This window comes from Prevotella sp. khp7, assembly GCF_900109055.1.
In the GTDB taxonomy this organism is placed as follows: Bacteria; Bacteroidota; Bacteroidia; order Bacteroidales; family Bacteroidaceae; genus Prevotella.
On record NZ_FOIV01000003.1, the window covers coordinates 418974 to 441217 of the forward strand.

Annotated in this window: 16 protein-coding genes; 10 read left to right on the forward strand and 6 right to left on the reverse strand. The window is 48.3% G+C overall.

Going from position 1 to position 22244, the window contains the following annotated elements:
* Window positions 1–35: 35 nt before the first annotated feature.
* From BMX82_RS08595 to BMX82_RS08605, 3 genes are read left to right on the forward strand one after another with little or no spacing between them, the layout of a single operon-like run.
* Entirely contained in the window at window positions 36–785 is a 750-nt protein-coding gene (locus BMX82_RS08595) for a DUF4369 domain-containing protein (protein WP_091767913.1), read from the forward strand.
* Window positions 751–2082: a dihydroorotase gene (locus tag BMX82_RS08600; protein WP_091767916.1), complete on the forward strand. Its 1332-nt coding sequence runs from the start codon at window positions 751–753 to the stop codon at window positions 2080–2082. Before BMX82_RS08595 ends, BMX82_RS08600 begins: the two co-directional genes overlap by 35 nt.
* Complete coding sequence (locus tag BMX82_RS08605; RefSeq protein ID WP_091767919.1) at window positions 2079–2867, forward strand: vitamin B12 dependent-methionine synthase activation domain-containing protein; 789 nt, start codon at window positions 2079–2081, stop codon at window positions 2865–2867. The genes BMX82_RS08600 and BMX82_RS08605 overlap by 4 nt, the downstream gene beginning before the upstream one ends.
* On the opposite strand, the gene BMX82_RS08610 is transcribed toward BMX82_RS08605, so the two are convergent.
* The 4 genes from BMX82_RS08610 to BMX82_RS08625 are packed head-to-tail and all read right to left on the reverse strand — an operon-like array spanning window position 2868 to window position 6722.
* A complete protein-coding gene (locus BMX82_RS08610) occupies window positions 2868–4007 on the reverse strand; it encodes a glycoside hydrolase family 5 protein (RefSeq protein WP_091767922.1) in 1140 nt (379 codons plus the stop codon).
* Window positions 4008–4028: 21 nt separating this feature from the next.
* Window positions 4029–5192 carry a metallophosphoesterase gene (locus BMX82_RS08615; protein WP_036911418.1) on the reverse strand — a complete coding sequence of 388 codons (1164 nt, stop codon included), beginning with the start codon at window positions 5190–5192 and terminating at the stop codon, window positions 4029–4031.
* On the reverse strand, window positions 5189–5947 hold the full coding sequence (locus tag BMX82_RS08620; protein ID WP_036911416.1) for a lysophospholipid acyltransferase family protein: 759 nt from the start codon (window positions 5945–5947) through the stop codon (window positions 5189–5191). The genes BMX82_RS08615 and BMX82_RS08620 overlap by 4 nt, the downstream gene beginning before the upstream one ends.
* 28 nt (window positions 5948–5975) lie before the next feature.
* Complete coding sequence (locus tag BMX82_RS08625) at window positions 5976–6722, reverse strand: polyprenol monophosphomannose synthase (RefSeq protein WP_036911414.1); 747 nt, start codon at window positions 6720–6722, stop codon at window positions 5976–5978.
* A gap of 116 nt (window positions 6723–6838) precedes the next feature.
* Here BMX82_RS08625 and mfd point away from each other — a divergent pair, with 116 nt between their 5' ends.
* The 7 genes from mfd (at window position 6839) to BMX82_RS08660 (ending at window position 17113) form a co-directional block, all read left to right on the forward strand.
* Window positions 6839–10240 (forward strand): transcription-repair coupling factor, encoded by a 3402-nt coding sequence (mfd, locus tag BMX82_RS08630; RefSeq protein ID WP_091767926.1) that lies wholly within the window; start codon window positions 6839–6841, stop codon window positions 10238–10240.
* A gap of 120 nt (window positions 10241–10360) precedes the next feature.
* Window positions 10361–10774 (forward strand): Hsp20/alpha crystallin family protein, encoded by a 414-nt coding sequence (locus BMX82_RS08635; protein ID WP_255396582.1) that lies wholly within the window; start codon window positions 10361–10363, stop codon window positions 10772–10774.
* A 148-nt stretch (window positions 10775–10922) separates the two neighbouring features.
* The gene (locus BMX82_RS08640) at window positions 10923–11942 is read left to right on the forward strand and encodes a uroporphyrinogen decarboxylase family protein (protein ID WP_091767929.1); all 1020 of its coding nucleotides are present in this window, start codon (window positions 10923–10925) and stop codon (window positions 11940–11942) included.
* Window positions 11943–11964: 22 nt separating this feature from the next.
* The gene (locus BMX82_RS08645; RefSeq protein WP_091767932.1) at window positions 11965–14064 is read left to right on the forward strand and encodes a TonB-dependent receptor; all 2100 of its coding nucleotides are present in this window, start codon (window positions 11965–11967) and stop codon (window positions 14062–14064) included.
* A gap of 15 nt (window positions 14065–14079) precedes the next feature.
* Entirely contained in the window at window positions 14080–15306 is a 1227-nt protein-coding gene (locus BMX82_RS08650; RefSeq protein WP_036911404.1) for an MFS transporter, read from the forward strand.
* The gene (locus BMX82_RS08655) at window positions 15300–16079 is read left to right on the forward strand and encodes a uroporphyrinogen-III synthase (protein ID WP_091767935.1); all 780 of its coding nucleotides are present in this window, start codon (window positions 15300–15302) and stop codon (window positions 16077–16079) included. Before BMX82_RS08650 ends, BMX82_RS08655 begins: the two co-directional genes overlap by 7 nt.
* A 419-nt stretch (window positions 16080–16498) precedes the next feature.
* Window positions 16499–17113, forward strand: coding sequence for a formate/nitrite transporter family protein (locus tag BMX82_RS08660; RefSeq protein WP_051949744.1), 615 nt, complete (start codon window positions 16499–16501; stop codon window positions 17111–17113).
* 120 nt (window positions 17114–17233) lie between these two features.
* On the opposite strand, the gene BMX82_RS08665 is transcribed toward BMX82_RS08660, so the two are convergent.
* Both BMX82_RS08665 and BMX82_RS08670 read right to left on the reverse strand, forming a co-directional pair.
* Window positions 17234–18799 carry a RagB/SusD family nutrient uptake outer membrane protein gene (locus BMX82_RS08665; RefSeq protein ID WP_081911075.1) on the reverse strand — a complete coding sequence of 522 codons (1566 nt, stop codon included), beginning with the start codon at window positions 18797–18799 and terminating at the stop codon, window positions 17234–17236.
* Between the two features lie 36 nt (window positions 18800–18835).
* The gene (locus tag BMX82_RS08670) at window positions 18836–22201 is read right to left on the reverse strand and encodes a TonB-dependent receptor (protein WP_091767938.1); all 3366 of its coding nucleotides are present in this window, start codon (window positions 22199–22201) and stop codon (window positions 18836–18838) included.
* Between the last annotated feature and the right edge of the window lie 43 nt (window positions 22202–22244).

The following is a 22244-nucleotide window of genomic DNA, read 5'->3' on the forward strand; positions in this document are numbered from 1 at the left end:
TTCATTATATTTTTGCGCCACGAAATTAATTATATATGAATAAGGTATTATACGCTTTTCTAATTGCTACTACGCTAATATCGTGCGCTGAGTCATATTCGATTCAGGGATCATCATCAGTATCGCAGCTCGATGGGAGCAAACTCTATCTAAAAGCAATCAAGGATCAAGAGCTAAAGAATATAGACTCTTGTGATGTGATACATGGAAAGTTCCGCTTTGCGGGACTTCTTGATACAGTTAAACTGGCTAACCTCTATATGGACGATGAACCTCTGATGATGCCAGTTGTTATCGAAAAGGGTGAGATAGAGATTCATATTGACAATACGAGTCGTACCGTTAGTGGCTCGCCGCTTAACGATAAGCTATATGAGTTTATTCGGCTTCATGATCAGATTGATAATGAAATGAATGAACTGAGTCACCGCCAGAGTCAGATGCTGCTCGAAGGTATCGACGAAGGTGTGATAAATCGTCAGCTTACTGCAGAGGCAGCCCGTCTGGCACAGCAGGAAGATAGCTTGGTGACAAACTTTATAGTTGAGAACTTTGATAATGTTTTGGGACCAGGTGTATTCATGATGATGACAGGCAGCTATCAGTATCCTGTATTGACCCCCCAGATTGAAGACATTATGAGTAAAGCTACCAAGAAGTTTAAGGAAGATGCTTACGTGAAGCAGTATTACCAGACGGCTTTGGATATTCAGGCTCGCCAGAATGGACTGGTAGATGACAATGTGAAGTATGAGAACACTGATTCAATCGGGAACGCTCGTTAACGAAGGGTGTACGTTTGATGGCTCTATCGTCATCGAAAACGGCAAAATCTCGAAAGTAATACAAGGTTATAATACTCCCGAGGCATCCTATGATGAAGTCATAGATGCTTCGGGATGTTTTATTCTACCAGGTGTAATCGATGATCATGTGCATTTTCGTGAGCCAGGCTTGACAGAAAAGGCCGATATGGAGACGGAGAGTAGGGCTGCGGCTGCTGGAGGCGTGACAACCTATTTTGATATGCCCAACACAGTGCCCCAGACTACTACCCTCGATGCCTTGAAGGACAAGTTTGCCTTGGCTGCTGGTAAGAGCCACGTTAATTACAGCTTCTTCTTTGGCGCTACTAATGATAATGCCGATCTGTTCTCTCAACTCGATGTACACCAGATTCCTGGTATTAAACTTTTTATGGGCAGCTCTACGGGCAATATGTTAGTTGATCGTCGTGAGGCTTTGGAGAAGATCTTCGAATTGACGCCACTTCCCCTGATGGCTCATTGCGAAGATACGGATATCATTAACCGCAATATGGCAGAGGCAAAGCAGAAGTATGGCGATGATCCTAGGGTGCAGCATCATCCTGAGATACGCAGCGAGGAAGCATGCTACGAAAGCACGCGTCTGGCTGTGGAGTTGGCCAAGAAACACATGGTTCGTCTGCATGTGGCCCATCTGACCACCGCTCGTGAATTGGATTTGTTTGAACCCTCATTTCACACTCAGATGATTACTGCCGAGGCTACTGTCTCGCATCTTTATTTCTGCGACAGAGATTATTCCCAGTTGGGGACTCGCATCAAGTGCAACCCTGCCATAAAGACCCAACGTGACAGAGACGCCTTGCGTGATGCTTTAAACGATGGACGCATTACTGTGATAGGTACTGACCACGCTCCCCATCTGTTGGCTCAGAAAGAAGGCGGATGTGCCTGTGCTGCCAGTGGTATGCCGATGATACAGTTCTCGCTTGTTACCATGTTGGAACTTGTGGATCAGGGCGTTCTTTCAATAGAGCGTCTTGTAGAACTGATGTGTCATAATCCTGCAAAACTATTTGAGGTCAGAAATAGGGGGTTCCTTCGTGAAGGCTATCAGGCCGACATTGTATTGGTGCGCCCTAATACCGCATGGATTGCCTCGAAAGAAAATATCTTGAGCCGTTGTGGCTGGAGTCCTATGGAGGGACATATGTATCTCTGGCGTGTAGAACGAACTCTTTGCAATGGTCACACTGTATTCCTGCAGGGTAAGGTTGATACTTCTTATATTGGACAACCTGTGGCTTTCAGATGAAAATAGTCTTCGATATTCCGTCGTTGATTCCTTATGTCAACTGGCCCTACTTCTACTATGCTTGGCAAGTGAAGGAGGAACAGGAGAAGATACGCTTACGTACGGAGGCGGAAGTTTTTTTAATGAAGATAGAAAATCGATATCAAGCCTACGCACTTTTCGAGCTTTTCGCTGCTAATGCCGATGGCGATGATATCGTGCTTGACGAACATCGCATACCTTTACTTCGTCAACAACAAGGCAAACCGCCTTATCTGTGTCTCTCCGATTTTCTGCGTCCTATTACTTCTGGTATAAAAGATAGGGTAGGAGTGTTTGCTACTTCTGTGGATCTGGGTTTGGAGACCGATTTCGATTCTGATCCATATCAGAAGATGATGGCACAACTTTTGGCAGACCGTCTGGCTGAGGCTGCAGCAGAGTGTATGCACGAACAAGTAAGAAAAAAATATTGGGGCTATGCAAAGGATGAGCAACTGTCGATACCCGATATACTGATTGAGAAGTTTCAGGGTATCCGTCCTGCCATAGGCTATCCTTCATTGCCCGATACTAGTTTGAATTTTGTACTTAATGACTTGCTGGATTTGCGTCAGATCGGCATTCGTCTAACAGAGAGCGGAGCAATGAAACCCCATGCCAGCGTGAGCGGATTGATGTTGGCACATCCTAAGGCACGCTATTTCAATTTGGGAAAAATTGGGGAAGACCAATTGCGAGACTATGCCCGTCGTCGTGGTCTTCCCATAGAAGTTGTTCGTAAGTTCTTGGCCTCTAACCTCTGATTATTTCTCAAGAGATTTCCCTGACATCAGAAGTTCTACCAGCGGACGATCCTTATAGGTGTGGTGTTGTTGATCCCAGAAGCCGAAGTCGGCATCGTAGCACCATGTGGTCCATGCGATGTTGAACTCGTCAAACACCGTCAGCATGTCACGTGTCCAGTTGTAAGCCAACTCGCGATCTACAGGCTCGTAGACACCCCATTCGCCACAGAACAGCTGAAGACCATACTTCTTGGCGGCCTCGATGGCATCCTTAAACTGTGCGCGGATGGTATTGATGTCCCATATTTGCTCTGTATATTGCTTCAACTCTGGCTTGATGGCATCGGGAGCTGCGTCGTAGTCTTCTTTCGAAACAAGTACGCCAGGATAGTTCACCTTGCCTGTATATTTGCCAATAGGAGTCCACCATGCTCCATAATGTGTCAGAATCATTGGGTTGTAATAGTGGAAGCTGAGGATGATATTTTTGTCACCCTCGGGCACTTTCAGAAACTTCATCGTTTCGTGTCCCTGCCAGCGGTTTGAACCAATGACGAGAGTGCGCTGAGGCTCTATTTTACGTAGTGCCTTGTGTACTTTAGCTACCAATTGGTTCCACTGCTCGTGCTCATCAGCCACAGGCTCGTTCATGAATTCATAAGCCACCCAGTCGCAACTGCGATCTTTTAAGAATGCAGAAAGCTGATACCACAGGTTGATCAGGTCTTGTTGTGCCTTGTCTGACGTGAAGAGCGTATTAGCAGTCTGGTTCCCCTCATTTACGGCATTGAAATAGTGCGAACGGATGATGTGCAGGTCAACGATGGCGCGCAGGTTGTGCTTACGAGCCAAGTCGAGAGCATTCTTCAGCAAGTCCCATGCTTCTGGTAGCTTATTCCCCTGTTCATCCCAGAACTGAACCTCGTCAATAGGGATACGTACGAAGTCGAACCCGAGTTCTTCCAGACGCGCGAAGTCGTCTTCCTGGATGTGTAGTCTACGTGCTTCGCCACGCTGTTCTGATTGCGACAGCCAGTGGCTGACGTTTGTGCCACGTTTAATGCGGAAATTGTTGACTTTGTCAGTTTGTGCAAAGCATGACATTGATACAAACATTACCATTACAATCATGGCCAGCTTGAAAAAAAACTTTCTCATAATCTCAATAGTTTTAAGTTATTATTGTGCTTTAAGAGTGATTACTACAATCTCGCCTATAGCGCCGAATCGGAAAGGAATCAATCCGCCGAGGCCTGCTGTGACGAAAAGCGCCTGCCCTCCTTCCCGATACCAACCGCTATACTCCTTGCCCGTTAGCGACATGGGACACCATCCGAAGATAGAGAACTGCATCTTATGAGTATGTCCACTCAACGTCAGTTGACTTCGTCCGTCAGGGATGATCTTGCGCCGCCACGCTGAAGGGTCGTGCTCCAGCATCATTACGAACTCTTTGTCGGTTGTGTTTTTTAGAGTCTTATTTATGTCCCCTTTCTGGGGGAACTTCTTACCATCACCATCGTTTTCCATACCAGCTATGATGATGTGCTCCTTGCCGCGTTCGATGGATTGGCTCTCATTGCGAAGTAGCGTCCATCCTAACTGTCGTTCAAGACTAACCGTCTCTCTGCAGTTAGCCGTCTTCATGGCGTCGTCGCATCCGAGATAGTATGCGTAATCGTGATTGCCTAGTACAGAGAAAACGCCATCCTTAGCCTTTAGTTTGTTCAGTATGTCCATGTGTGGATAGAGGTCTTGTGGCTGTATGTTTTGAAGATCACCAGCAAATACAATTATGTCGGCCTTCTGTGAATTAATACTGTCTATAGCCTTTTGTAATATCCATTGGTCCTTGACGGTGTAGGAGCCCACGTGTGCATCAGAGAAGAGTACGATCTTATAACCGTTGAAAGCCTTTGGCAGTGCCTCAGATGTGTATGTCTGATGGTTCACCTCCAGCTTCTTGAATCCCACGAAACTACCATATAATACTATATACCAGATAACGGGCACAATCAGTAATCCCAGCAGGTTGCCGTAGTTTTTCTTCCGGTGAAACAACTTGCAAACGCTCAGTCCCAGTACCGACAGTACCATATACATTGCCTTGGGTACAGCTATTAGTCCCAGCAATAGCAGGTAGATATATAATATGGTGGGATTGTCGGGAATAAAATTCGCCTCGTATGTCAGCATTAGTGTATAGGCTACCAGCAGGATAGAGGGAATCCAACGTACCACACGTCTTCCTACTGGTAACTTGTGGCGCCAATAGTGCAAATCCAGATACACGTCGGGTATCAAAATCAGCAGTAAGAAAAGATAAGGAGCTCTTGCAATCATTGATCAGGATTCTCTACATAGCCTTGATATCTTGGCGAGAGTGACGACATTACCGAGTCGTATGCCTGACGCATGGTGGCATCTACGTTGTCTGGTCCTTGCCCGATGGGGTAGATGGGCTGATGAATGGTAAGCGTCAGCGGATGCCAGTTGACGAAGTTGAATCCCTTCATGCGAGGCAGGATGTCGAAACTTCCATTAATGGTAAGTGGCACTACGGGCAGCTGCAATTCGTCGGCCAGTGCGAAAGCACCTTTCTTGAAAGTACCCATATGACCTGTAAATGTGCGTGCTCCTTCAGGAAATACTGTCACGCTGTAGCCCTCTTTCAGTATTTCTCGCGCATCCTCGTATGTCTTGCGTATCTTGCTGGGACCGCGTTTGTCAACGAATATCTGATGTGACTTTGCACAGGCATAACCTACAAACGGAATCTTTCTCAACTGTTGCTTCATCATCCACTTGAAATTACGCCCCAAATGGCCGTATATCAAGAAGATGTCGAACGAGCCCTGATGATTAGCCACAAACACATAGCTCTGGTCTTTCTCCAAATGTTCGCGCCCCTCTACCTTGACAGGAATGAGAAATGTCTTCAACACCAGTTTACCCCACATGTGGCCAGGGTAATATCCCCAGAAGTGCCCGTTGCCTATGGTTGTACCTATGCCCACTTCAAGGGCGGTGATAATAGTTAGGATTACAAGTAAGGGTAATCCGATGAAGAGTTGGTAGATAATATAGAGTAATTTCACAGTCTTATGTTTCTTGTTGTTCTATTGCTTAGGAATTTCTCGGGTATTTCCTTGTCCACCCATCCCAGCGTAGTCTCATCACACCGAAGAATGCTTCGCCGAATATGCCGCCCGACATCTTACTGGTGCCCTCACGCCGATTCACGAATATCACGCTCACCTCTTTGATCTTAAAACCAATCTTGTAGGCAGTGTATTTCATTTCAATTTGGAAGGCGTAGCCCTTGAAACGTATTTTGTCGAGCTCGATGGTCTCCAGTACCTTGCGTTTGTAACACACAAAACCAGCGGTAGTGTCATGAACCAGAAATCCCGTCACCACGCGTACGTATTTCGACGCAAAGTAGCTCATCAGCACCCTGCCTATAGGCCAGTTCACGACGTTTACGCCACTCACATAGCGACTTCCCACGGCCACGTCATAGCCATCGCTTTGACAAGTCTTGTAGAGCCTTGGCAAATCGTTAGGGTCGTGACTAAAGTCGGCATCCATCTCGAAGATGTAGTCGTAATGATGCTCCAATGCCCATTTGAAACCAGCAATGTAGGCAGTGCCGAGTCCTAGTTTGCCTTTACGTTCCAGCATGTATAGGCGGTTGCCGAACTCCATAGCCATCAAACCGCGTACAATAGCAGCTGTCCCATCAGGCGATCCGTCGTCGATCACAAGAATATGGAAGCACTTCTCAAGGGTGAATATCGCACGGATGATTTTCTCGATATTCTCCTTTTCGTTGTAAGTAGGTATGATGACTATACTGTCACTTTCGTACATAACTTTCTACGCTTTTGATGGTGCAAAGTTAAGAAAAAGAAGTGAAAAATGAAAAGTGAAAAGTGAAAAGTATGCTCTATTTGTGTTTTTTTTGTATTTTTGCACCTGAATTTGCAATGAATATACAGGAATTAGAGAATCTTTACGCCAAGTTGCCACAAGTGTCGGCACTGGCTGCTGAGTTGGGGAAATCCTCGTTTACAACGGTTTTCCTTGAGGGTCTGTTGGGCTCTAGTGCACCAATGCTCTTTGGTAGTTTGGCCCTGAAGTGTCAGAAACGTCTGCTTTTTGTTCTTCAGGATGCCGAGGAGGCTGGCTATTTCTATCACGACCTCACCCAGTTGATGGGCGAGGAGCGGGTGTTGTTCTTCCCCTCCAGCTATCGCCGTGCCATCAAATATGCCCAGCGTGATGCAGCCTCTGAGATCCTGCGTACCGAGGTCCTTGCCAGACTGACAGGTGGATGGGTTGGTTATATCATTACCTATCCTGAAGCATTGGCCGAGATGGTGGTGTCGAAGCGGAGTCTCGATGACCGTACATTAGTGCTTGAGAAAGACCAGGCTATTGCTGTTGGCGATATTGAGAGAACGCTCCACGAGTTTGGTTTCCGCGAGGTCGACTATGTCTATGAGCCAGGCCAGTATGCCCTGCGCGGCTCAATTCTCGATGTCTACTCTTACAGTTGTGAGTATCCCTATCGTATCGACTTCTTTGGCGATGATATCGACTCTATCCGTACGTTCGAGGTAGAAGACCAATTGTCTAAAGACCATCGCGACCGCATCGAGGTAGTGCCCGAACTCTCTGGCGTTTCCGAAGAGAAAGTGTCCTTCCTTTCGTTTGTGCCTCGCGACATGGTGCTGGTCACCAAAGACTATCTTTATGTGCGCGATGCCATAGACCGTGCCTATCAGGAAGGCTTCTCGGCTCAGGCACGTACAGAGCAGATGGAGGGAACTACTGAGATGGAGCGCCGTGAGATAGAACGCCGGTTGCAGCGCGAGAACCAACTCGTCACAGGAGCTCAGTTCATGAGCGATGCCAATGAGCTCCGTCGCATAGAGTTCGGTCATCGTCCTTCATCTCTAAATTCTACATTCTTAACTCTTAAATTCTCCGTCTCCGTCCAGCCTCTTTTTCACAAGAACTTCGACATGCTCATTAAGACCTTTGAGGATTACCTCCTTCAAGGTTATCATATATATATATGTGCCGACAGTCAGAAGCAGAACGAGCGTCTGAAAGATATCTTCGCTGAGAAGTCGACCATTGCCTTTACGCCTGTTCAGAATACCATTCACGAGGGCTTTACCGACGATGATCTTCGCATCTGCGTATTTACCGACCACCAGATATTCGACCGCTTCCATAAGTATAACCTCAAGAGCGACAAGGCCCGTAGTGGAAAGATGGCCCTTACGCTGAAGGAGATTCAGCAGTTCGAGATCGGCGACTACGTGGTGCACGTCGATCATGGTGTGGGTAAGTTCGGCGGTCTCATCCGCATGCCTCAAGGTGACGGCTATCAGGAGATGATAAAGATTCTCTACCAGCATGGCGACAGTATCTATGTGTCTATCCACTCGCTCTATAAAGTGTCGAAATACAAGTCGCAGGATAACGGCGAGCCTCCACGCCTCTCCAACTTGGGTACAGGCCAGTGGGAACGCCTCAAGGAACGTACGAAGAATCATATCAAGGATATGGCGCGTGACCTGATAAAACTCTATGCCAAGCGCCGTCGTGAGAAGGGTTTTGCCTTCAGTCGTGATACCTATCTGCAACAGGAGCTCGAAGCAAGTTTCCTCTATGAGGACACACCCGACCAGCTCAAAGCTACGCAGGAGGTGAAGGCTGATATGGAGCAGGAAAAGCCTATGGATCGTCTGGTCTGTGGCGATGTGGGCTTTGGAAAAACCGAGGTGGCTGTGCGCGCCGCTTTTAAGGCTGCTACCGATGGCAAACAGGTGGCTGTTCTGGTGCCCACTACCGTATTGGCTTACCAGCATTACCGCACGTTTATAGGGCGCCTCAAGAATATGCCCGTCCGTGTCGACTATCTCACTCGTGCCCGCACCGCGAAACAAACCACTCAGGTGCTCAAGGATCTTGCCGATGGCAAAATAGATATCATTATAGGAACGCATAAGCTAATCGGCAAGACTGTCAAATTCAAGGATCTTGGCCTGCTCATCATCGACGAGGAGCAGAAGTTCGGTGTCTCTACTAAGGAGAAGTTGCGCCAGATGAAGTCGAGCGTCGATACCCTTACCATGTCGGCCACGCCTATTCCCCGCACCCTCCAGTTCTCACTCCTTGGTGCCCGCGATTTCAGTGTCATCCAGACACCGCCGCCTAACCGCTATCCCATTCAGACCGAGATTCACACATTCGGAGCCGAGATCATCACCGATGCCATCAATTTCGAGATGTCGCGCAATGGTCAGGTCTACTTTGTCAACAACCGTATTAGCGAACTCCAGCATATTGAGGAACTCATCCATAAGTACATCCCCGATGCCCGTGTGGCCATCGGCCATGGACAGATGAAGCCTGAGCAGCTCGAACAAATCATCCTCGACTTCTCCAACTACGACTATGATGTGCTGCTCTCTACGACTATTGTCGAGAACGGTATCGACATCCCTAATGCCAACACCATCATCATCAATGGTGCCCACAACTTCGGGCTTTCCGACCTTCATCAGATGCGTGGTCGCGTGGGACGAGGCAACCGTAAGGCTTTCTGTTATTTATTAGCACCTCCTCTTGCTGCACTTCCTGCCGATAGCCGTCGTCGCCTTGAGGCCTTAGAGAACTTCTCCGATCTGGGGTCTGGTATTAACATTGCCATGCAGGACCTCGATATCCGTGGTGCGGGCAACTTGCTGGGCTCAGAACAGAGTGGTTTTATCTCCGATCTAGGCTATGAGACCTACCAGAAGATTCTGAATCAGGCGATGACAGAACTGCGCAATTCAGAAGCCCTTCAAGAGATGGGGGACTGGCAGGTTCTTGGGGGGGAAGAGGGGGATGCCTCCTTCTTTGTAGACGACTGTGCCCTCGAATCCGATATTGAGATGTATTTCCCCGATTCTTATGTACCTAGTGACTCAGAACGCATGTTGCTCTATCGCGAATTAGATAATCTGGCGGGCAGTTCCCGTCTTGAATCCGATTTGGCGGCTTATCGCAAACGGCTTGTCGACCGCTTCGGCACAATCCCCCCTGTTGCCGAAGAACTTATTGAGGTGGTGCCGCTCAGAGCAGCAGGCAAGCAACTGGGTATCGAGAAGATTATGCTCAAACAGCAACACATGTACCTCTACTTTGTGAGCAACAATGATAGTCCCTACTATCAGAGCGAGGCCTTCGGACGCGTGCTCAGCTATGTAGCTGCTCACCCTCGTCAGTGCAATTTCCGTGAGACTAAAGGTAAGCGTTCCGTCGTTATCACCAGCGTACCTACTGTAGTCTCTGCTCTGTCAATCTGTCGTCAGATTCTGTCAGATTGACACATAAGGGCTTCTGGCATTTCCCTTGCATGTTGTTGAGTGAAAGCCGAAAGGCAATCATAAAAAATAACATGTATAATCGTTAAATAGAATTAGGAGGTAAAGATTATGATGCCAGTAATGAGAAGCAACAGTTGGATTCCAAGTGTGTTCAATGACTTGTTTGATACCGATTTTATGCCGAAGTGCAATGCTACGGCTCCTGCTATTAATGTGAAAGAAAGCGACAAGGCATACACCGTAGAACTCGCCGCTCCGGGCATGAAAAAGGAGGATTTCAATGTGCATATCAACGATGAAGGTAACCTCATCATTAAGATGGAGAGTAAGAGTGAGAAAAAGGATGAGGACAAGAACACTCGCTATCTGCGACGTGAGTTCTCATACTCAAAGTTTGAGCAGACTTTGATTCTGCCTGACGATGTAAAAAAGGAGGATATTCATGCTCGTGTAGACAATGGTGTACTCACTATTGAACTCCCCAAGGTGATAGTGGAGAAGGCTAAACTTTCTCGTCAGATAGATATTGTATAAGTTTTTTAGTTGTTGTTTTTAGTTTTTGAGCCGTCAGACGTTGGTCTGGCGGTTTTTTTGTTAAAATCCTCATTTATAGGGATTGTACAATATACCGAATAGCAGTACCTTTGCACCGCAATTTTAACACAAGGACGAATATATAGTTATGTGTAGCAACCCATTTATAGCTGTTATAAATCACCAACCTGCTCAGCGCCCTCCCATGTGGATGATGCGTCAAGCAGGTCGTGTACTTCCCCGTTATCGCTGCCTCACCCAGAAACAGCCTTTCCATTCTATCTTGGCCGATGCTAAGATGGCCGCCGAAGTCACACTTATGCCTATCAACGATATGGGTATGGATGCCGCCATCTTATTCAGTGATATCCTCGTTGTTCCAGAGGCATTGGGTGTTCAAGTCGAATGGACTACTGATGGCCCCGTATTCCCTCATCCGCTGATGGACTTAGATTCCCCCGCATCTTTGCTCTATTTCAATCCCTCCAATCTGATGCATGTGGCCGATACCCTTGATGAGATACAGTGCCAGAATATGGATGATACTCCTGTAATAGGCTTCTGTGGCGGTCCGCTTACCTGTCTGTGCTATATGCTTGGCGGGCGCGACAAGAGCATGCAGTTTACCGATGTGGTGCGTTATTTCTACACCCACCGCTCAGAAACAGAACAGTTGCTCGAAGCCCTCACAAGTGCATCAGAATACTATGTGCGTCTTCAGGCGGCTCATAAAATTTCTGCTTTCCAAATATTCGAGTCGTTTGCCAGTGTGATACCCGTCGAGCTCTATACTTCGTTGATCCTGCCTTTTGTGCGTCGTATCACAGCGGCGGCCCGCGATTGTGGCCTGCCGGTCATTTTCTTTCCAAAAGGTTTTGGCACAGGGCTTTCGGTGTTGACAAAAGATGATTGCGACTTCGTGAGTATCGACTGGCATACGCCACTCTCAACAGCTCGCGCCATAGTTTCACCCGCTTTAGGTCTTCAAGGTAATATGGATCCCCGTTTGTTGTTTGCCCCTCAAGCTGTCATCGCCCAACATCTGCAGACTTATATGGACTTTTTCAACACTTACCCCGACTATATATTTAATCTGGGGCATGGTCTGCATAAAGACACACCGCTTAAGAACGTGCGTTTCGTTACCTCATGGTTTAAACAGAAATAATAATAACTAATAAATTAGAATTATGTTTTTAGGATTACTCTTAACATCACTGTTGGCCGTCGAAAGCCCCGAGTTGATACCCTCTGACACCACTACAGCCCGTTCTTACGATCTTGACGAGGTGGTGGTAAGCGCATTCAAAACGAACAAGTATAATCTCATGCCAGTATCGTGTACTGCCTTGTCGGCCCGCCAGCTCAGCAATTTGCAGATTACAGGCATAAAGGAGCTCACTGCCGTTATTCCCAACTTTTACATGCCCGATTACGGTTCGAGAGCCAGTTGCCCTGTATTTGTACGCGGTGTAGGTAATAAGTCGGATGGTACGGGAATCGGCTTCTATGTAGACGGTATGCCCTTCTACGAGCCCCTCTCGTTCGATTGCGATTTGGGAGATGTGGCTTCTGTTGAGGTATTGCGTGGTCCTCAGGGCACGCTGTATGGTCGTAATGCCATTGGCGGCATCGTGAATATCAGCACCCGCAATCCATTGGAATATCAGAATACCCGTGTACGCTTGGGATATGGTCGCTATAACGACCTGCGTACGCAGATTTCTAATTACACTAAGCTCTCCGACAAGTTTGGTTTCACCTTTGGTGCTCTCTATCATCACAATGATGGTGCTTTCCGCAACAGCTATCTCGATGAGAAGGTGGACAAGATGAATGAGACCGAGGAACGTATCGGTCTCTACTATAAGCCTGCCGACAATTGGCTGATTCGACTGAACAGCCAATTTACCTACAGCGATCAGGGTGGTTATCCCTATGCTCCTGTGGATGTTGCTACCAACACATTGCAAGATATCAAATACAACCGCTACAGTTCATTCCGTCGCTTGGTCAGCACCAATGGATTGGGCATCACCTATACAGGTCCTGTTGTCAGCTTCAATAGTCAGACTTCGTTCCAGTATATCAACTCTAAACAGGCTATTGATCAGGACTTTACTATCAACGACAAATCGTTTGTAGAAAATGCCCGCCATCAAAACATGGTGTCACAGGAGTTCACCCTCAAGTCGAGCAATGATAGCCGATATCAGTGGGTGATTGGTGCTTTTGGTATGATGGAGCACGTAGATCGTACAGTCGATAACTACTCGCCTTCGGCTTATTCGCTCAGTCATACAAACTATTGTGTACCTACCAGTTCGCTGGCCTTGTATCATCAGAGCACCTATAAAATCTGGCGTGGTCTCTCAGCTACTGCTGGTATCCGTCTCGATTACGAGCATGCAAAGACCAAGTATGACAACCTGAAGGTAACGGCTTCTCCATTGCCAGGCGATGGTTATACTTTAGTTAATCTCAGTCAGATGTCATCGGCAACAGGTGAATCTTTCGAGAGTAGTAAGGACTTTACACAGGTAACACCTAAGTTCACCCTGCAGTACCAGACAACAGAGGATAATCTCTACTATGCATCAATAACACGTGGTTACAAGCCAGGTGGCTTCAACAAATCGTTCTCTACGGCCGATCAGCGTTCATATGAGCCCGAGTATAGCTGGAACTACGAGGTAGGTGCCAGTATCAACCTGTTGAACAACCTGGTCACCGTGAGTGCTGACCTCTTCTATATCGATTGGCGTCACATGCAGATTACCTCTACCATTGCTGGTGTAGGCAATATCACAACCAACGCTGGTCATACTGATAGCAAGGGCGCTGAGCTGAACATTGTAGCGCGTCCTGCAAAGGGCTTACAGTTCACTGCTAACTATGGTTATACTTACGCCCGCTTCCTTTCTTATGAAAAGAGTGCTATGGTAAGCTATACCAACAATCGCTTACCTATGGTGCCCAACCACACGCTGAGCGTTGATGCGAACTATACCATCAATCCAACAGGTTGGCTGGATCGCGTGATGTTCAATGTTGGTCTTCGAGGTCTGGGTCGTATCTACTGGGCAGAGGATAACCTCGTCAGTCAGGACTTCTATACAACCCTCAACGCTAAGGTTGCCTTTACCAAAGGTATTGTTACTTGGGAGTTGTGGGGCAAGAACCTGACAGATACCAACTATATGGCTTATGGCTTCAAGTCATCATCAGGCAACTACGCCCAGGCAGGCAAGCCATTGACATTTGGAACCACAATCGAGTTAAATATCTAATCCACAAATAATTACATGGCAACAACCACCAGCGTAGATAATGTAAGGAGATTGAATCTCGCCACGTTTTTCTGTCTATACATAGCGCAGTTCATTCCCTCTACCTTCATCACTACAGCCATGCAGGTAACTATGCGCCAGGCCAACTACGGCCTGGCTACTATTGGCTTGCTGCATTTGGTACATATCCCCTGGCTTGTTAAGTTCCTTTGGGCACCAATGGTCGACCGTCAATGTTCGCATTTGGCTAGCTACCGTCGATTCATTTTGCTCATGGAGTCCATCTATGCTCTGTCTATCATGTGCATCGGATTCCTTGACATCTCAGCCGATATTTATTTTATCTTCGTACTAGTATTTATCTCAATGTTCGCATCAGCCACGCAGGATATTGCTACCGATGGGTTAGCAGTACGTGCTTTTAGCAAGGGCGACCATAGTGCTGTAAACAGTATGCAGTCGATGGGCCGTTATGCTGGTGCGTTCTTAGGTAGTGGCATCTTCATCGTGATGCTTGACCACTTTGGCTGGAGCGTGGTGTTCCCGTTGTTGGGTCTGGTGGCTTGGCTGATGGTTGTGCCTTTGCAGTTTAATAAGAAGATTCGGATAGAGCCTCGCTTGCCCAAGCAGCGTGCTAAGCTCATGGATTTTATGTGGTTTTTCTCGCGTCGCGAAATCATTCCCCATGTCATTTTTCTGCTACTCTATTTCATGGGTATCATCGGTATTATTGCCAACGTACGCCCATATATGGTCGACTTGGGCTATAATATGAAGGAAATTGGTGTGTGGTTTGGTATGGTGGGCACAGCCACCTCGTTTGTGATGGCCTGGGTGGCCCATTTGCTCATCCGTCGCATCAGCATGTATCGAGCTCGTTTGCTGGTGGCATTCATGATTGTCACCGCACCGCTATATTTCATTTTACTCACGTTTATCACACCCACGCTACCGATGATCGTTGGTGGCTTGCTGCTGGTTAAGACATGCCATGCTTTTGCTTCGATAGTGGTTTATACTACGGCGATGGATTGTGTACGCGAAGGTCGTGAGGGAACCGATTTCACCATCCAGGTGGTTGTGGTTCATCTCAGTTCTTCGCTCATCTCAATTATCTCAGGTGGCGTTGGTGAGTGGCTCGACTATCGTGGACTATATCTCATCGAATTGGGCATAGCACTCATCAGCCTGTTCTACGTTATTCGTGTGTTCAAACCCAATCAGATGCTGGCCAAATGGTAAAACGCATACTATTCACAGCTCCAGTTTCCTATCACAACCGTCTTCGCGAAGCCATCAGCATGTCGCCAGTAAGCTTCAGCCCCCTATTCGTACCCCTTATCCGTACCTCTGTGTTGCCCCCAGATGGCGCCTTTCTAGAGTTCTGTAGGCGTCTGACCAGCTTTGACTATATTGTCTGTCCTAGTCTCACGGCTGTGCGAGCGCTTGCCTCGTCAGACCAGTCTCGGACTAACTTTGAAGGGCGTGTTGTCGCCATTGGTCGCGATCAGCTTTCTGTTACTCGGTTGCTTGGTGTAGAGCCCGTCCTGCGTTATGCCAAACCTAGCATGATGGGAATCGTAGAGGCCTTACAGCTTCAGTCCTCGCCCTCGGCTAAGCATGTAGCTGTGTTGTTGCCTCAGTTCAGCGGGCTACCCGTTCCCACCACCATTACAGACTTTCTCAGTGCCCTTCGCCTCATGGGAGTTGCTGTTACTCCCGTTTATTGTTATCGCACCTCGACTATTGACCAGGAACGCTGTGCCAATCTGGCTGATGCTCTTTGTCGTGGCATTGTGAATGCCATTGCAATCACAAGTGGCGGCGAAGCCTATGTTCTCTCCCGGATTCTCTCACTTGCCGCTGCTCAAGGTCAACCAGTTGAGGTGCCTATTTACTCCTTCGGACCTTACACCACCCGTTGCGCACAAGAGGTCGCTGTTGATGTGGCAGGTACATCGCCCCATCATCACAGTTTTACTGACTATGTCGAATACCTTGCTAGCGTGGTATAACTCTTTAACGTATGACTGGTGAATATACCAAATATCTGTGCTTTTCGTTTGGTGGTCTTGGTGCTTTTTTGTGCCTTCTCGTCACTCTGACTTTTTTTCGGCACAGAGTGGAACTTCATTCGAATAAGAAAACGAAACAGGGGTGCACATCACTGTGGACCCCTGCTTTGATACTAAATTATCAACCATAAAAACCTAAACCATTAAAACTATGTTTTATCTCATTTCTTTCGAATGAAGACAAAAAAAAGCGGGACTCCGCCGAGCCCCTGTTGTTAACCTTAAATCTAATACTATGAAAAACATGGTGCAAAGGTATACTTTTTTTTTGAAGCATGCAAGCTTTTTGCATTATTTTTGCAAAAAGAAGCGCTTTTTTATAGATTATTCGGCAAAAAACGCTAACTTTGTCTCCTGATATGGAAGATATAAAATTTATTAGGGATACATTTCTGCTGGCGATTTTGGCAGGAATATGCATTTCAATAGGATGCGTTGTGAACCTTCGTGTGGGAGGAGTGGCTGGTGCCGTGTTGTTCGCGTTTGGCCTGACAACTGTGGTGTATTATAGACTGAAACTCTATACGGGCACGGCTGGTTTCATAAGGCGCCAAGGCGATTGGACGATGCTTTTTACCGTGTTGGTGGGTAACATCGTTGGCTGTCTGTTGTCTGCGTCGATGATTGCCTATGCGCAGCCTGACTGCGTGGAGCCCGCAGCAAAGATTCTAGCAGGGCGACTGGTCAAGGGACCCTGGGCGTGCTTTCTACTAGCCATTGGTTGTGGATTTATCATGACCACAGCGGTGGAGTTTGCTAGAAAGGGCAAAATGCTGCCGCTAGTGTTAGGCGTGCCTGTCTTCATTTTGTGTGGATTTGCACACTCTATAGCCGATGCGTTCTATTTTCTTGTTTCACCAGCTGAACAGGTGATGAATACGAGCGTACTCATGGTATATATTTCAGAGGTAATGGGTAACTTTGTGGGGTGTAACTTATATAGATGGACCACGATATGCGTCCCAAAGAACTAAAGTGTGAATGAAACCGAAGAAAAGAATGAGCCCTGTTAGGAATGATCCTGACGGGGCTCTCTCTAATAAACTAACTAAAATAATAACATATAATGTGAATCGATAATTTTAGGGGCTGCATTAGTAGCCAGGATTCTGGTCGGCATCGGTGATGGCGTTGTTCGAGTTGATCTCGAGCGTGGGGAAGGGTAGCAGCATGGCACGCTTGGCCATTTCCGGGGTGCACACGAAGTAGTCCTCCTTATACTTGGTGGATGAAGGGTTAGGACAGTTGGCTGGGTGTGCATTATGTGCCTTCCAGTATTCGAGCATGAACTCTGGGCCACGGCGACGCATGTCGAAATATTCTGTCTCTTCGCCCAACAGCTCAAAGAAACGCTCATACATGATGCGATGACGGAACTCCTCCTTGGTCATGCCACTCCAGTCGGCTGGCTCGGCTGAGGCAGGCGTGGCGCTGTTGCGTGCACGTGCCAGCACCTCGTTCACATACTGATAGGCCTTGTCGGGGCCGCTCACCTCGTTGGTGGCTTCGGCCAGCATCAGCAACACGTCGGCATAACGCAGATAGATGAAGTTCTGTGGAGCATACTGTGCCACATAGCGAGAGTCGAGGAACTTCTTAAGGTAGGGCCACATGCGACTGCTCCCCTTATCGCTGGTATAGGCAGGATAGATCGTAACGGTATCCACACCACCATTCTTGGTATAGTAGTCGTAGATGATGCCCTGTTCGATGCGTGGGTCGCCAGGATACTGCTCGCGCCAGGTGTCGAAGATATACTTTGAGGGGCGATAGCGTCCGTAGGGATTGCTCTGCGAGTTGGGGGTGTAGTCGCTCACATCGGGGGCGATGCCCTGTGTCCAGGTGTTACCATTGATATCCGAGAACTGTATCTCGATAATCGATTCGGCGGTGTTGCGGTTCTGGGCATTGTAGAGTACCTGCAGAGGCACCAACTGATAGTGTCCATATACCTTCATGCACTCGTCGATGCACTTCTGCCAGTAGGGTGAGCCCTCTTCGCCGTTGGCCAGCGTCAGATATACTTTTCCCAATAAGGCGTGAGCGGCATATTTGCTGGGGCGTCCCTCGGTAGGGTTCTCCTCAGGTAGCAGTTGGGCAGCCTCTTCCAGATCGGCCATCACCTGCTGATAGGTCTCCTCCACTGTGGAGCGTGGTATGTCGAGGTTTTTGCTGTTGATAGGTTCCAGACGCATGGGCAGACCGCCGAAGGCGCGCACCAAGTTAAAGTAAATCATACCTCTCAGGAAGTGAGCCTCGCCCTTGGCGCGTGTCTTCAGCTGCTCTGATGCACCGCTGGCGTCGATTTTGCTCAGCAGGTCGTTGCAGTCAGATATCACGGTGTAGCAGGTCTTGAAGTGGCGGCCTACATATTTATTATCGGGCTCGGTGCGCTGGGCCTTCGAGTCATTGTACGACGAACTGGTATTGTTCATCGTGCCGCCGGCAGTACAGAAAATGGTGTGATAGTCCGACTGGAACACGTTGTAGCTGGTTAGTCCGTGGTAGCATCCTGTCAAGGCGGCTTCTACGCCCTTGTCGTCAGCATAGATAACGTTAGCAGATGGAAAAGAGTCGGTATCCTCTTCCAACAGGGAGTTGCAGGATGTAAACGCCATGGCGCTTAGCAATCCCCATGCATATATGATAGTCTTTTTCATTTTTCTTTCGTATTGTTATATTGGTGATTGATGTTGTTAGAATGTCACATTCAGCGTACAGCTGTATGAGCGGTTGATAGGTGCGCTACCGTAGTCGATGCCGATACGCTTAGGGTCGTTAGAGAAACTATTGATATCGGGGTTGTAACCTGAGTAGTTGGTGATAGTGAAAAGGTTGCGTCCGGTCAGTGTTACCTGCAGCGCCTTAATCAGCTTAGAGCGCTTCAATGGCACATCGTAGGAGAGACTCAGACTACCCATACGCAGGAAACTGCCATCCTCTATCAATCGGTCGGTAAGCTCGCTCAGAGGCACGCCGATGCGTGGGTAGGTGGTGCTGGGCTTTTCTGGGCGCCAGGCATTGTGGTAGGCCTCTGATAGGATGTTGTAATCATAATAGGTGTTGGTGTTGTCGAGTTTGTTGGCGTTCACCACCTCGTTGCCTACCGAACCATGGAACTGAGCACTCAGCGTGAAGGCCTTATAGCTAATTGAAGTGTTGAAACCGAAGGTGAAGTCGGGGTTAGGATCGCCCAGAATCACACGGTCTTCGGTATTGATGATGCCATCTTCGTTGGTGTCGATATAGGCGATATCACCAGCTTTCAATTCGTTGCCGTTATACACCAGTCCGTTGGCTGCCTCGTCGCTCTGCAGGATACCGTTGGTCTTGTAACCCCAGAACAGTCCGATGGGTTTGCCTTTGATGAATATGTTAACAGGGAAGGCGGCTGATGCATAGTACGACAGGTTGGTGCCGTAGTAAGCCTCGTAGTAGTGAGTGCCATATTTGGTGACTGGCAGTCCGAGGTCGGTGATGCGGTTCTTGTTATGTGAGATGTTGGCACCGATGGTCCAGGTGAAGTCCTTGGTGCTCACGGGCACAGCGTTGAGAGCCACCTCGACACCATTGTTCTGGATAGAGCCGCAGTTCACGTAGATAGAACTATAACCCGTAGAAACGGCGGTGTTCATCGACTGCAGGATGTCGTTAGTCTCCTTGTGATAGACATCAACGCTCAGGGTGAGTCGGTTCTTCAGAATACCGAAGTCGATACCTGCGTTATACTGTGTGGTTGCCTCCCATTTCAGGTCGGGGTTGGCAATCTTACTGGGGTGCAGCCCTACTGTGTTCTGACCGCCTCCAGTGGCATACTCCACGTTACCATAGGTGTTCTGTGTGGCATAGGCTGAAATACTCTGGTTACCAGTCATACCCCAACCCAGACGCAGCTTCAGGTTGCTCAGCCACTTGCTGTCCTTCAGGAAGTTCTCCTGGTTCACACGCCAGGCCAATGCCACTGAAGGAAAGAAACTGTAGCGGTTGCCTTTCTGGAACTTGCTCGAACCATCCACGCGCCCTGTGAGTGTCACCAGATAGCGGTCCATATAATTATAGTTCATGCGCAAGAGCGATGAGGCAGTGGTCTCGTTGGTCAGCGAGTGACTGTTGGTATAGGTTTTGTTGGCATAGGCGATACCATCGATTCCCAGCGACATGATTGAGAAGTCCTCGCCCAGCATGCCATAGCGGTTGGCATCGCGGCGCTCGTAGGTCACACCGGCAGTACCCGACAGGTGGTGCACACGGTTCAGCGTATAGTCATAGTAGAACAGAGCCTCCAACGCTTTCTTCAGGCTGCGCAGTTCGCTGTAGCCCAACTGCCCGTTCACCTTCATTCCTGTATATACACCAGTGCTGTACCAGCGCGAACGACTCTTGTCGCGGGTGTCGTACGAGCCCATCAGGTGGAAGGTCAAACCTTTGATAAGCTTATAGTCGAAGGCAATCGAGGCCATGGTGCGATTCTCCTCCGAGTGGTCCTTGTAGTCGGTGAGCCAGTTGGTAGGTGTCAGCTGCAGGTCGTTGTCATTGTCGTTATTATCCTCGGGGTCGAGTTCGGCAAAAGGCTTTGCCAGGATGGCATGACGGGTGAGACTGGTGCGCTGTGCACCCTGTCCGTCGGTTCCGGCTGTCATGTCGTTCACACGACGTGTCATACTGAATGTGCCCTTGAGCGACATGTTCTGGTTGAGCTTGTACTTATAGTTCACGCGCAGATCGGCCTGGGTCAGTCCGGTGTTGCGGATGATGCCTTTGTTGTCTAAATAGCCACCTGCCACGTAGTAGTTGGCCTTGTCGTTACCACCGTTTACTGACAAACGGTATGACTGGGTGATAGAGGTGTGGAAGAGCTCCTTCTGCCAGTCGCGGGTCACGGGGTGAAAGTCGGCGCTGTAGAAGCTTTCCTCGTTTTCCGAGTCTTTCTCGTTGCGGTAGGCGATATACTCCTCGGCATTGAGCACATTGATGTGCTTGCTGGCCTGATCGAACGAGAGACCTGCCGAGAGGTTGATCTTAGCCTTGCCGCTCTTACCTTCTTTGGTGGTGATGAGCACCACGCCGTTAGAGGCGCGTGAACCATAGATGGCTGTGGCAGAGGCATCTTTGAGAACCTCGATACTTTGGATATCCTGCGGGTTGATACCTGTGAGTCCGCTCTGGGTGGTCTGCACGGGGTCACTACCCGTACCACCGCCACTATTGGGGTTGCCCACGTCCTCGGTGGCGTCATTCATGATGATGCCGTCGATAACATAAAGGGGTTCCTTGTTTCCATTCAGCGTAGAGGTACCACGAATGCGCACGTTGATGACACCACCCAGCTGTGAGTCGCCACCATTGACGTATACACCAGGAGCGTTTCCCTGTAGCAGATGATCGATGCCGCTATTAAACACGGCTTTGTCGCGATCGACGGCTACAGAGGTTACCGCACCTGTGAGGTCGCTCTTCTTCATCTGGCCGTAGCCTACCACAACCACTTCGTCGAGGCTATGGGAATCTTCAACTAATTTAATGTTGATCTGGCTGTTGCTGCCAACTTTCACATTCTGAGAAATGTAGCCTATGTAGCTGATCTGAATGGTGCTGCCTTTGGGAACGGTCAGCTCGTAGTGACCATTCACATCGGTAACGGTGCCGTTGGTGGTGCCCTTCTCAGAGACACTGGCGCCAATCACGCTTTCACCGTTCTCATCGAGCACAAAACCTGTAATCTTCTGCTTGCTAGTGCTCTTCTCTGATTTTTTCTGATTCTTCGGAACGATGATAATCTGATTGCCCTTCATATCGAAGGTGTAGTCGGTGTCCTTGAGTAGTTCTTCAATAATTTGAGGCACCGGTTTGTTCTTCTGGTTAAGAAGCACTTTCTTGTTGACGTTAAGCTTCGAGGCGTTGTATGCAATCTTGTAGTTGCTTACAGACTCGATTTTCTCGAAAGCTTTTTTCAAGGTTAAGAGCTCATTGTTGAACGATACGTTCTGAGCCTGAAGAGAAAGGCTTCCTGCTAACCACATGATAGCAGCAATCCTAAGTACACATTTTACTCTCTTTTTCATCTTAGGTTTTAAATTAGAATGATTAAAAAAATTTTAGTTGAAT

What these genes read in the sequence shown, in the direction of transcription:
- BMX82_RS08655 (WP_091767935.1), top strand. Translation starts at nt 15,300, where the DNA reads ATGGTAAAACGCATACTATTCACAGCTCCAGTTTCCTATCACAACCGT.
- BMX82_RS08595 (WP_091767913.1), top strand. Translation starts at nt 36, where the DNA reads ATGAATAAGGTATTATACGCTTTTCTAATTGCTACTACGCTAATATCG.
- BMX82_RS08600 (WP_091767916.1), top strand. Translation starts at nt 751, where the DNA reads ATGAGAACACTGATTCAATCGGGAACGCTCGTTAACGAAGGGTGTACG.
- BMX82_RS08640 (WP_091767929.1), top strand. Translation starts at nt 10,923, where the DNA reads ATGTGTAGCAACCCATTTATAGCTGTTATAAATCACCAACCTGCTCAG.
- BMX82_RS08610 (WP_091767922.1), bottom strand. Translation starts at nt 4,007, where the DNA reads ATGAGAAAGTTTTTTTTCAAGCTGGCCATGATTGTAATGGTAATGTTT.
- BMX82_RS08665 (WP_081911075.1), bottom strand. Translation starts at nt 18,799, where the DNA reads ATGAAAAAGACTATCATATATGCATGGGGATTGCTAAGCGCCATGGCG.
- BMX82_RS08605 (WP_091767919.1), top strand. Translation starts at nt 2,079, where the DNA reads ATGAAAATAGTCTTCGATATTCCGTCGTTGATTCCTTATGTCAACTGG.
- BMX82_RS08670 (WP_091767938.1), bottom strand. Translation starts at nt 22,201, where the DNA reads ATGAAAAAGAGAGTAAAATGTGTACTTAGGATTGCTGCTATCATGTGG.
- BMX82_RS08645 (WP_091767932.1), top strand. Translation starts at nt 11,965, where the DNA reads ATGTTTTTAGGATTACTCTTAACATCACTGTTGGCCGTCGAAAGCCCC.
- BMX82_RS08635 (WP_255396582.1), top strand. Translation starts at nt 10,361, where the DNA reads ATGAGAAGCAACAGTTGGATTCCAAGTGTGTTCAATGACTTGTTTGAT.
- BMX82_RS08650 (WP_036911404.1), top strand. Translation starts at nt 14,080, where the DNA reads ATGGCAACAACCACCAGCGTAGATAATGTAAGGAGATTGAATCTCGCC.
- BMX82_RS08660 (WP_051949744.1), top strand. Translation starts at nt 16,499, where the DNA reads ATGGAAGATATAAAATTTATTAGGGATACATTTCTGCTGGCGATTTTG.
- mfd (WP_091767926.1), top strand. Translation starts at nt 6,839, where the DNA reads ATGAATATACAGGAATTAGAGAATCTTTACGCCAAGTTGCCACAAGTG.
- BMX82_RS08615 (WP_036911418.1), bottom strand. Translation starts at nt 5,192, where the DNA reads ATGATTGCAAGAGCTCCTTATCTTTTCTTACTGCTGATTTTGATACCC.
- BMX82_RS08625 (WP_036911414.1), bottom strand. Translation starts at nt 6,722, where the DNA reads ATGTACGAAAGTGACAGTATAGTCATCATACCTACTTACAACGAAAAG.